This window comes from Enterobacter sp. CPE_E863, assembly GCF_046521465.1.
Taxonomy (GTDB): Bacteria; Pseudomonadota; Gammaproteobacteria; order Enterobacterales; family Enterobacteriaceae; genus Enterobacter; species Enterobacter adelaidei.
Genome location: NZ_JBKFZX010000001.1, coordinates 4,076,701 through 4,088,630 on the forward strand (window position 1 = coordinate 4,076,701; position 11,930 = coordinate 4,088,630).

At 54.8% G+C, this 11,930-nt stretch carries 8 protein-coding genes; 1 reads left to right on the forward strand and 7 read right to left on the reverse strand.

Annotated elements, in window-relative coordinates; all coding sequences use genetic code 11:
• Positions 1–9 precede the first annotated feature (9 nt).
• The 7 genes from yhdP to csrD all read right to left on the reverse strand — a co-directional run bounded on the left by yhdP (position 10) and on the right by csrD (position 10,749).
• Complete coding sequence (gene yhdP / locus ACLHV8_RS20045) at positions 10–3,813, reverse strand: AsmA2 domain-containing protein YhdP (RefSeq protein WP_208594184.1); 3,804 nt, start codon at positions 3,811–3,813, stop codon at positions 10–12.
• 41 nt (positions 3,814–3,854) lie between these two features.
• Positions 3,855–5,324: a ribonuclease G gene (gene rng, locus ACLHV8_RS20050; protein ID WP_049007546.1), complete on the reverse strand. Its 1,470-nt coding sequence runs from the start codon at positions 5,322–5,324 to the stop codon at positions 3,855–3,857.
• On the reverse strand, positions 5,314–5,907 hold the full coding sequence (locus ACLHV8_RS20055; RefSeq protein WP_028016995.1) for a Maf family protein: 594 nt from the start codon (positions 5,905–5,907) through the stop codon (positions 5,314–5,316). Before ACLHV8_RS20055 ends, rng begins: the two co-directional genes overlap by 11 nt.
• A gap of 9 nt (positions 5,908–5,916) precedes the next feature.
• On the reverse strand, positions 5,917–6,405 hold the full coding sequence (mreD, locus tag ACLHV8_RS20060; RefSeq protein ID WP_028016994.1) for a rod shape-determining protein MreD: 489 nt from the start codon (positions 6,403–6,405) through the stop codon (positions 5,917–5,919).
• Complete coding sequence (gene mreC / locus ACLHV8_RS20065) at positions 6,405–7,421, reverse strand: rod shape-determining protein MreC (RefSeq protein WP_023309400.1); 1,017 nt, start codon at positions 7,419–7,421, stop codon at positions 6,405–6,407. Before mreC ends, mreD begins: the two co-directional genes overlap by 1 nt.
• Before the next feature lie 61 nt (positions 7,422–7,482).
• The gene (gene mreB / locus ACLHV8_RS20070; protein WP_000913396.1) at positions 7,483–8,526 is read right to left on the reverse strand and encodes a rod shape-determining protein MreB; all 1,044 of its coding nucleotides are present in this window, start codon (positions 8,524–8,526) and stop codon (positions 7,483–7,485) included.
• A gap of 282 nt (positions 8,527–8,808) precedes the next feature.
• Positions 8,809–10,749 (reverse strand): RNase E specificity factor CsrD, encoded by a 1,941-nt coding sequence (csrD, locus tag ACLHV8_RS20075; RefSeq protein ID WP_049007545.1) that lies wholly within the window; start codon positions 10,747–10,749, stop codon positions 8,809–8,811.
• A 182-nt stretch (positions 10,750–10,931) separates the two neighbouring features.
• On the opposite strand from csrD, the gene ACLHV8_RS20080 reads away from it, so the two are divergent.
• The gene (locus ACLHV8_RS20080; RefSeq protein ID WP_410377016.1) at positions 10,932–11,906 is read left to right on the forward strand and encodes an MDR family oxidoreductase; all 975 of its coding nucleotides are present in this window, start codon (positions 10,932–10,934) and stop codon (positions 11,904–11,906) included.
• The last annotated feature ends 24 nt before the right edge of the window (positions 11,907–11,930 follow it).

Genomic DNA, 11,930 nt, shown 5'->3' on the forward strand with positions numbered 1-11,930 from the left:
CACGTCAAATCATTGCTGTGCTTCTTTGCGCGGCTGGCGCAGCACTTCATTAATCTGCGGTTTATCTACCGGGCCGGTAATGTGGTAGCGCAGAATGGAGACCTTGCTCCATAGCGGACCCAGCACTTTACTGGCGGCAAACACCGCCGCACCAACAATCGGGTTCACCACAAAGGCCGCTGCCACGCCAACGCTCGCGGAAATTTCCGGCGCCACCACGGCTTCCATATCCAGCTCTCGACGCACGAGATTGACCGAGCCTTTCATCGCGATATCCGCTTCCAGGCCGTCCACCAGCGTGTCGTCCGTATGCAGAACGCCATCCTTGATCCACGCCGTGCTGCGAATGGAATCGTAGTAGAAACCTTCGCTGAATGTGTCGCTGAAATCGAAGCGCAGCTTGCGCAGCAGTGCATCAAAACTCAGCAGGCGCAGGATCTGCCCGGCGCGCCCCGTGCTCACGTCGGCGATTTCACCTTTACCGAAGCGGGTTTTCAGAATGCCATTGAGCGAGGCTTCATCCGGCGTCCACGGCGCGGCACGCCAGTGAAGATCGTAATCAACATCAAATGACGAACCGCGAAGCGGCGTGGTAATGCCAAAGAAATTGGCCGCGGCATCCAGCTTGTTGCCTTTAATGTCACCCTTCAGGGAGGTACGCTGCTCGCCCGGGTTATTCACCCATTCGCCTGCGGCCGTCATGCGTCCAAAACCGGTATCGACCAGGCCACCGGTGAGCGTGAGCGTATTTCCCTGAATGGCGAAATCACCGTCGATACGGCCATATTTTTGCCCCCACAGCCAGCATTCAGCACAGCGCAACTGGAGATCGGGCCAGCCGTTAAAATCGACGCGAGCGGTTTTGCTCAGCGGTGACGTCTCTGCCGGTTTATCTTTCCCGATCGTGGTGCTTGCCGGGTTGTAGTAGAGATAGCGGATCGCCGCCTGCCACGGCGCATGATTGCGCATGGTCAGTGCGCCATTGATCTCTCTGCCCTGAGCCTCGACTTTCGTGCCGTTAGGCGTTGGCTGAGAGACAATACTCAGGTTGTTCCACTGCTGTCCCCCCAGCATTAGTGACGGCGTGCGTACGGTAATGGTCTGCGGGAACTGAGCGGTTTCATCAACGTTTTGTCCAACACCTTTCTGGAACAGCGCCAGCCACTCAGCACCGTCCAAAGGCGGGAGATTCAGCTCAATACCAGTCTGCTCCGGCAGCGGCGGTGTCGAACGGCTATCAGTTGTCCAGATGGCTTTGTCGAGAGTGAGTTTGCGGTTGAGCAGCCAGCGGCTGTTGAAGTGGTTTGTCCCGCCCGCGCTTCCGGTCAGCTCGAAGCTGTTCAGGTTACCATCGACGTTAAGCTTTACTGGCAGCGGCAGTCCGGCCTGTTTCTCCAGCGGCGCAGGTAGCTGACTATGAAGGTTTTTCAGGTCTCCCGTAATGTCGACCTTATAATGTGCGCCAGCGTGATAAGGCAGTTCGATTGCCACGTTCCCCTTCCAGGATGCCGAGCCATCCACTGACCCTTCAATCGGTTTCGGCAGGACATCCATACGCGCTGGCTGCCAGTTACCGTCGAGATTGACAGCCACCTGATACGCCTTTTCACCCTCGGTGGTCGTAAAGTCGATATTTACGGGCTGATTAAACCAGCTGGCAGTGAGCGGCTCGCTCTTCAGGTTACCGTTCACAAAGCTGAACTGCCCACTGAGATTTTTCAGCGTACTTTCAAGAGGTTTGATATACAGGCTGTTATTCTTCAGACGGACGTCGCCTTTGGCAGTGGTCATCTCACCGTCCAGCGGGATATCGAGATGTAAGCTAGCATTCACATCGCCATCAAGCTGCAGTTGCTGAAGCGTCGCCGCCAGCGACTCTTTCAACGGCGTCTCCTCAAAATACGGTCCTACCGCTTTCCCTGGACCGTTGATATCCGCATCAATGAGCAGTTTCTCTTTTGAATAATCCGGGATGTTTGCCGTCAGATTGCTGGCCGTCACACCGCCCAGCGCGACGCTGTCTGACTTCATCCATAATCCGTCATTGAGGAAGTTAAGTTCGATATCCAGGTTTTTCAGCGCGGGCCAGCCCGGCTGGAACGCAAAGGTGGCATTGTGCAACGGCACCAGTACCTGGAACTGACCTTCATTATGTTTGTACGGGAAAAGATGCGGGTTACCGCCATAGACCAGCGTGGCGTTCTCCGCCTGTCCGCCCTGGATCGCGCCGCTCAGATAGTCAACCAGCGCTTTCCCCATCAGGTTTTCCGGAAAATAGCGCCAGGCCTGAGAACCATCGTTGGTACTGATCCCGGCCAGAATACCCAACCACGGCTCATCACCTTCTGGTTGCAGATAGCGAAAATCACCGCGCGCATGCACGGCTTTGGCTTTTACGTCGATATGGCGGCCATCAAGCTGGAAGCCCTTATCGTTATTGAGCCAGTTAAGTACCGCACTGCCTTGTTCAATTTCAAGCGGCGCGCGGAAGACCGTCTCGTAAGGCATTTTGGCGTCATGCATATCGACCGTCAGCCTGCCGTTCTCTACGCTGCCTTCCAGCTTGCCGCTAAAGTGTTCCGCGCCCGGCAGCAGCTTCCACTGCTTCCAGGCAAGGTCTTTCCAGGTTGCCTGGAAACGGGTTTTTTCCGTCGCCTGGAGCGGAATATCCAACGACAGAGCGTCTATCTTCCCACTCGGCTGCGTTGCCAGCCAGATCTCGCCCAGGTCCGGAGAGAGCTTTGCCGCCATTGAGCGCAGGCCTTCAATGGCAGCCAAATCCAGGTTACTGGCACGGATGCGCAGCTCGTCGCTGCGTTTACTGGCCGTGCCGCCAACGTCCTGCTCAGGCATCCAGGCAAGCGTCAGCGCGCCGCGCGGCCACGGTTTGTTATCCATGGTGATGCGCGTGTCCGGAATGGCAAACTGCCAGCCCCCTTTCTCCTGCGTCACGTGCGCGGTGAGATTATCAACGGAAAGCTGATGCTGCTGTTTTTCGCCTTTCCAGCTTGCGCCCCCCTGCTTGAGCCAGATATCACCGCTGGCAAATTCGCCTTTCGTCAGGGTCAGCCAGCCTTCAAGGCTGAAACGGGCGGTTTCCAGCTGCATATTTTGCTGAAGCCAGTCTCCCAGCCACGGTTTTACATCCACATCGTCGGCCTGAAGCCATACCTTGCCGTTGTTGAGCAAGCCATCGTCGTCTCGCAGATCCATGCGCACCTGCATCACGCCGTGCTGACCGTTCAGGCTGGAGAGATTCACCTGTCCTTCCGCGCGGTGCCGATCCTTACCGTTGAGCCAGGTTAGTTGCGGGATCGCCAGTTCAGCGCGCTGGCCAGAAAGGGTAATAAAGCTCACTTCGCTGTCACGAAGATCGAAATGATCGAACTGACGCAGGAAGAGATCGCTGAAACGGTTGGCTTCAAGACCCTGGCTACTGTCACCACCCGACAGCGGCGTATTGGTCAAAAACTGGAGTTGATAAAAGGTGAGATCGCGAAACTGCCAGCGAAGATGCAGCAGGCTTTGCCAGACGTCCAGCGCCAGGGTCACGCGTTTGATTTTCAGGTAGCCGCCATCTTTCAGGCTGGCGTTGATATCCCGGACATCGAGTGTCGGGCCAAAATTCTGCCAGTTAGCACTGATCTGGCTTACATCTACCGGCACGCCGGTAGTGGATTCGATTTTCGCCAGCAGCTGCGGACGCCAGCTGTCCAGATGCGGTAATACGAGGCGTAGCCCGCTCACGAGCAACGCGACAATCACGACCAGCGTTGCCCCTGTAAGCAATAAAATCCCCGGCAATCGCCTCACGCATCTCTCCTTGTCAGCATTCGTCACGCAGCGTACTGCGCTTACATCATCACGACGTCAAACTGCTCCTGGTTATAGAGCGGTTCAATTTGTACTTTTACCTGTTTGCCGACAAAGATTTCCACTTCCGCCAGCGCGTGCGACTCTTCGCCTTTCAACGCTTCAGCCACCGCAGGGGAAGCATAGACCAGAAAACGATCGGAGTCGTAGGCATGATGAACACGGACGACTTCGCGCATGATTTCGTAGCAGACGGTCTCAACCGTCTTTACCGTTCCGCGTCCATGGCAGGTTGGACATTCATTACACAGTACATGTTCAACGCTTTCACGGGTACGCTTGCGCGTCATTTCCACCAGCCCGAGCTGCGAGAAACCGTTGATGCTGGTTTTCACACGATCTTTACTCAGCGCCTGCTCCAGCGAGTGCAGCACGCGGCGGCGATGGTCTTCATTACTCATATCGATAAAGTCGATGATGATAATGCCGCCCAGGTTGCGCAGACGAAGCTGGCGCGCAATCGCCTGCGTGGCTTCGATGTTGGTGTTGAAGATAGTGTCATCCAGGTTACGGTGACCAACAAACGCGCCCGTATTGATATCAACGGTGGTCATCGCTTCGGTCTGATCGATGATCAAATACCCACCAGACTTCAGTTCAACCTTGCGCTCAAGCGCACGCTGGATCTCGTTTTCGACATCATAAAGATCGAAGATCGGCTGACGGCCAGTGTAATGCTCCAGCAGGCCAGGCATCTCGGGGATGTATTCAGCGGTAAACTCCAGCAGGGCTTCATAGGTCAGGCGGGAATCCACGCGAATACGGTCGAGCTGTGCATCGGCAAAATCACGCAGAACACGTTGAGCAAGCGCCAGCTCACCATAGAGCTGGTAGCGGGTCTGGTTGCGTTTTTTACGCTCCATCACCTTGGTCCAGACGCGCTTCAGGTAAGCCGCATCAGACGCCAGGTCTTCTTCGCTGATCCCTTCCGCTGCGGTACGGATGATAAACCCACCCTGTTCATCGCAGTAGGCGCTGACCACTTTCTTCAGACGCTCGCGCTCGGTTTCACTCTCAATACGCTGCGAAACGCCCACGTGCGATGCGCCGGGCATAAAGACCAGATAACGGGAAGGTAAAGTGATGTCGGTGGTCAGACGGGCACCTTTGGTGCCGAGGGGATCTTTCACCACCTGTACCATCAGATCCTGACCCTGACGCACCAGTTCAGAAATATCGCGGACGGCAAATTGCTTTTGCTCTTCACCTGCAACGCACTCGGTGTGCGGCATGATATCGGAGGCATGTAAAAATGCCGCCTTATCCAGTCCAATATCTACAAAAGCCGCCTGCATACCCGGTAGTACACGACTGACACGACCTTTGTAGATATTGCCTACTATTCCGCGTCGCGCTTCGCGCTCAATATGAATTTCCTGAAGAATGCCACCATCAATGTAGGCCACACGGGTTTCCGATGGCGTTACGTTTACCAACAATTCAGCCGTCATAATTATCCCTTCCCTCACGCAGTGAGTTAAAATTGCTCAGCAACTCATACGTTTCCACCAGCGGTAAGCCGACTACGGCGTGATAGCTGCCATTAATCTTCCTGACAAAACAGCCACCCAGCCCCTGAATACCGTATGCACCTGCCTTATCCATCGGTTCACCGCTGGCAATGTAAGCGGTGATCTCGTCGTCGGTAAGCACTCTGAATGTCACATCCGTCACGACCAGGCAATCCAGCACGTTCTGGCTGTCTGCCAGTGCGACGGCCGTCATCACCTGATGCGTTTGCCCGGACATTTTGCGCAGCATACGCGCCGCATGATCGGCGTCGCGCGGTTTCTCAAGCACTTCACCGTTAAGAATAACGATGGTATCTGCCCCCAGCACCGGAAGGTCACGCGGCACACTGGCTACGCCAGCCTGCGCTTTCTCGCGCGCAAGGCGAGACACGTACTGTTGAGCACTTTCGCCCTCAGCACGTTTTTCTTCAATGCCGGTCACGATGCGTTCAAAAGATACCCCTAACTGCGTCAGGAGTTCCTGACGGCGCGGGGAGCCAGAAGCGAGATACAAAGACGTCATAGAAACCTTTTATTGCACGGCAAACTGCTGGCGAATCTTACGCATCAGCAGGAATAACCACGGCCAGAGCACACCGTTTACTACACTACTCCAGAACACTTCCGGTCGGAAAGAGACGTTGATCACTAAAAACTCTGCCCAGAAAACAACAATATCCGCAGCAAGCGACAACAACATCACCACCAGGGCCTGTTGCCAGAGCGCGAGGTTACGAAAGAGCTGGAATTTAAGTGCGACGAGGTACGCAATAATGCTCATGGACAACGCGCGCACGCCAAGCGTAGAGCCACTAATGAGATCCAGTATGGCACCCATCACAAAACCTGTGCCGACATTTACGCGATGCGGCAGGGCAAGGATCCAGTAGAGCAAAATGAGTAACACCCAGTTTGGCCGGAAAACAAGAATGTCATCCGGCCAGGGCATAACCTGCAGTAACAGCGCAATGAGAAACGAGAGCCAGATGACCCAGCGTCCCTGGCTACGATAACTTGCCACTACTGCCCTCCCGAAGAGAGTTTAGGCGGTGGTGGCGCATCCGGCAGCGGCTGCGTTAATCCTGTTGCTGGCGCCGGGACTGGCGCAGGCGGCCCCATGGAATCCGCAGGCGGGAGAACCTGCGGCATCATCTGCATCAGACGCTCATTCGCCACACGATGCACCTCTTCAGGTGTCATCGGATTAGCACCATTACGATCGGCGCCCCACAGCAGCAGCAGATAGCGCAGACGCTGTAAACCTGCGGTTGGACGCGCCTGAATCACGGTATAGGCACGCTGAGTATCGAGCTTCACCGAAGAGACCACCGCAACCGGATAGCCTTCAGGGAAACGTCCACCCAGACCGGAGGTCACCAGAACGTCACCGACACGGATATCCGTGTTCGCTGGCAGGTGTTCCAATTGCAGATCGTCCGTACAACCGTTACCGGCGGCGATCACGCGAATGTCATTACGCAGGACCTGAATCGGCAGCGCATGGGTAGCATCGCAAATAAGCAGAACGCGGCTGGTCAGTTTGGCCACGGCAACAACCTGGCCCACAACGCCTTTATCACTGATGACTGGCTGACCTTCATACACACCGTTCACGCTACCTTTGTCGATCACAACCTGATCGCTGTAAGGATCGTTTACGGTGGAGATCACCTGCGTCACCATCTTCTGCTCATCCTGACGCAGCGGCGAGCCGAGCAGTTCACGCAGACGCGCGTTTTCCTGCTTGTATTGCCCCAGCATCAGCAGCTCGCTGTTTTTCAGCAGCAGTTCCTGGCGTAGCGCCCGGTTTTCGAGTTCGAGTTGGTCACGCGAAGACAGCGTTTGAGAAACGGAGTCGAGTAGTTCGCGGGGACCATTTGATACAAAGTAGAAAGGACTGACGGCGGTATCCATGTACGTTCTGATCTGACTGAACGTACCGAGGCGGCTATCGGCAATAATGACCCCAAGCGCCACCAGAACCGCCAGAATGAGGCGAAACTGTAGCGATGGGCCACGGCTAAAAATTGGCTTCATAGGCTATGCGTATTCTCGCGTCAGAGAGAAAGGGTAGCGATGCGCTACCCTTTCACAATGACTACTCTTCGCTGAACAAGTCGCCGCCGTGCATGTCGATCATTTCCAGCGCCTTGCCACCACCACGGGCGACGCAAGTCAGTGGATCTTCTGCAACTACGACAGGAATACCTGTCTCTTCCATTAACAGGCGGTCGAGGTTACGCAGCAGCGCACCACCACCGGTCAGAACCATACCGCGCTCGGAGATATCGGACGCCAGTTCTGGCGGGCACTGTTCCAGCGCAACCATTACCGCGCTTACGATGCCGGTCAGCGGTTCCTGCAGTGCTTCCAGAATTTCGTTGGAGTTCAGGGTAAAGCCACGTGGAACACCTTCAGCCAGGTTACGGCCGCGTACTTCAATCTCACGCACTTCATCGCCCGGATACGCAGAGCCGATTTCGTGTTTGATACGCTCCGCAGTGGCTTCACCGATCAGAGAGCCGTAGTTACGGCGCACATAATTAATGATGGCTTCATCGAAGCGGTCACCACCGATACGTACAGAAGAGGAGTAGACCACACCGTTCAGAGAGATAACGGCAACTTCAGTGGTACCACCACCGATATCCACCACCATTGAACCGGTTGCTTCAGACACAGGCAGACCTGCACCAATTGCCGCAGCCATTGGCTCTTCAATCAGGAACACTTCTCGAGCACCTGCACCCTGGGCAGATTCACGGATTGCGCGACGCTCAACCTGGGTTGCGCCAACCGGCACACACACCAGAACACGCGGGCTTGGGCGCATGAAGCTGTTGCTGTGAACCTGCTTGATGAAGTGCTGAAGCATTTTTTCAGTCACGAAGAAGTCAGCGATAACGCCGTCTTTCATTGGGCGAATGGCGGCGATGTTGCCAGGGGTACGACCCAGCATCTGCTTCGCGTCATGACCCACTGCAGCGACGCTTTTCGGCGAGCCTGCACGATCCTGACGAATGGCCACAACAGAAGGCTCATTCAATACGATGCCTTGTCCTTTTACATAAATAAGGGTATTCGCGGTACCCAGGTCAATGGACAGGTCATTGGAAAACATGCCACGAAATTTTTTCAACATACTAAGGGATAATCCTGAAAGCTGGGGCGGAAAACAAAATCCGCTTACTTTACCAACCACACGCAGCAGCGACAAGGCGCAAAAATCATCTGCAACGGTGAAAATTTGTGCAGTACGTTTCCTGATGTTACAAAATTGATCCCTGATTCCCTCAGGACTGAGTCAACAGCAGCGTCCCTCACTGACATTTGTAACCCGTTAAAGGTCGTTCACTGGCTTTTTGCTCGACATACTCAAAGCTACAGGCGCGATATTCTACGTGAAAACAGCGTAAACGGCAGGTCAAACAGAGTATCTTTGCAAATATTTTTTCACGTTGGTGTCAAGCGGCTGAGAGGCGGCAAAAAAATCCCCCTGACCACCGGTAACACCGCGCTCTGTTAACATCTGCCATTCGCCTCTGGAGCGCACACCTGTGGCAAATACTTGCGTTCGCGTTCCCTTGCACGCTTCAACCAGACTCTGTACCAGCAGCTGGTTTTCCGTGCGCTTCTCAATATTCCTCACCAACCCCGGATGTAGCTTTAATAACTCCACATCCAGCTCTTTGATCCAGTTAGTACTGACCAGCGTTAACCCGGCATGCGTAACGGCTACACGCGAGCCGAGCGCATTGATCAAACGTACCACCGGGCGCAACCGGCTGATGTGTTGACCTACATCCGCCTCAGCAAGTTCAAAAATAATATGTTTGCGTTGCGATTTTTCGCATTGCATTAATGTATCACGCAGCCAGCGCTGAAAACGTGGGCGTATTAACGACTCTACGGTGACCTGTAACGCCAGGGTTTCTTCAGGCCAGAAGGATAAAAAAGGAATCAAGCGGCTAATTTGCTGCCGGTCATACTCTTCGGATAGCCCAAACTGCAGTACCATCGGCAGATATTCCGCAGAGATGACTTCTTCTGTGCCGTCAAAAATACGGCACATCAATTCACGATGATGAACATGACCGTTTTTCATGACTGCAGGTTTTTGATAAATACGTGGCCCGCCGCGGCTGAGCATTTGCTCGATCAGCGTTCGCCAACGCACATTGCCACGCCCTTTTTCCGGCAGCGAGTCGTCATAAACCGCCCATCCGTTCGCCCCTTGTAACACGGCGTTGCGGGTCGCCGCTTCCGCGTGTTCCATCACTTGTTCTGTTGATTGCCCGCCGCGCCAGGCACAGATCCCCATATGCACCATATCGTCCCTGTCGAGCATTTTGCTCTGCGGCAGCGCATCCACCGCCTTCAGCAGCTGGCTGGCGATGCTTTCCGACTCCTTCAACGTGCGATGCGGCAACAATACGGCAAAATCGCTGCGGTGATATCGGGCCAGCAGTGCCCCCGGGTAACGCATAATAAAGGTGGAGAGCAGGTTGATTAGCGTAAAGAGATTTTCTTCCGCAACCCGCTGTCCCCAGGTGTCGCGCAGGAGATCGAAGTCAGGCAGGCGAACCATCATTACCACCCCGTGCGTCCCCACCTTTTCCGGGTCCTCAAGCAACGTGGCCAGTTGGTTGTCAAAGAACAGGCGGTTGTTAAGGCCGGTTTTATTATCCTGGGCGGCATAAGAGCGGATCAGCGTATCCATACGGCTGCGCTGGTCACTGGCGAACTGGATTTCTGAGAGCAGCGTATCCAGCGCGCTACTGGCGCGTGCAGGCCATTCATGGACTGAACCACGCACCTGCGGGCCGCGTTCACCGTTAAGGATCCGCACGGAGCGCACCTCCAGCAGTTCCTGACCGGAGAGCTGGCGACGCAGCCAGCGGACAGCAAGAAAAATAAGCAGGACGATAAACGCAACAGCAACGGTGAGTGGCGCAGTGGTCATCATGGAGCGGAAATAACTGGCCATCGGATCAAGGTAGACCATGTGCAGGGTCATCCCAGGATTTTTAAGCGAGTGCACAGTCACTTCCCGATACTGGCTCACCACACCTGCCGGCCGATAACTTTCCTGCCGTATATGGCTAAAAACCCGATGCTTTCCCTGCTGAATGTCTATCTGAACAATATCAACAGGTGCCATCAACTCATCCAGTTCACGGGAAAGTGCCGGCAGCGGCGTCGTCAGCAGACGAACATCAATCACCGAAGCAACAGCCTGGACCCGGTTGACCAACTTGTCCTGAATGGCGTTATAAAAGCTCAGAGAGCAGCCAAGCAGTGTGACAAAAATGGTAAGCCCCGTCAGCAAGGTGATAAAAGCTGAGAACTTCGTCGTTAATCGCATCCTTGAGATTACTCCGTAGGTTGATGGGGTAGCGAGTAAGCGCTAACTTGCATTTCAAATGCGGCATACTATCAAATCGGCTGTAACTGGCAATTTATTGCGTTAAATCGACATTGCTTTTCCCTGAGCGAGTATAGTCTTCAGAAATTATTTTCCAATCATCCGAGTCATGAGGACCCCGTATGCAGGCTTTGATCTTAGAACAGCAGGACGGCAAAACGCTTGCCTCAGTGCAACCCGTTGAACAGAGTCGCTTACCGGAAGGCGAAGTCACCGTCGACATCGACTGGTCCAGTTTAAATTATAAAGATGCACTGGCTATCACCGGCAAAGGGAAAATCATCCGAAATTTCCCTATGGTACCCGGTATTGATTTTGCTGGCCGGGTTCATACCAGCGAAGATCCGCGTTTCCATACCGGCCAGCAGGTATTGCTCACCGGCTGGGGCGTAGGTGAAAACCACTGGGGTGGTCTGGCAACGCAGGCGCGTGTTAAGGGTGACTGGCTGGTCCCCATGCCGAAGGGGATGGATGGCCGCAAAGCAATGATCATTGGTACAGCAGGCTTTACCGCCATGCTGTGCGTGATGGCGCTGGAAGATGCGGGCATCCGCCCGGAATCGGGTGAAATTGTCGTGACCGGCGCCAGCGGTGGCGTGGGTAGCACAGCAGTCACGCTGCTGCACAAACTGGGTTATCAGGTCGCCGCTGTTTCTGGTCGTGAAAGCACCCACGATTACCTGCGCCAGCTCGGCGCTAACCGCATACTTGGCCGCGACGAGTTTGCCGAAACCCGCCCACTGGAAAAACAGGTGTGGGCAGGGGCGGTGGATACCGTCGGTGACAAAGTGTTGGCGAAAGTGCTGGCGCAGATGAATTATGGCGGCTGCGTGGCAGCTTGCGGTCTGGCAGGAGGATTTGCCCTGCCAACGACGGTGATGCCATTCATTTTGCGTAACGTTCGCCTGCAGGGGATCGATTCCGTGATGACGCCAGCGGCCCGTCGTCATGAAGCCTGGGAACGCCTGGTGCGCGATCTGCCTGAATCCTTCTATACCCAGAGCGCAACGGAAATTAGCCTCAGCCAGGCACCGGAATATGCCAGTAAGATCATGGACAACCAGTTCCACGGTCGCGCGCTGGTGAAAATTGCCTAATCTTCAAATTTTCGTGACATATTC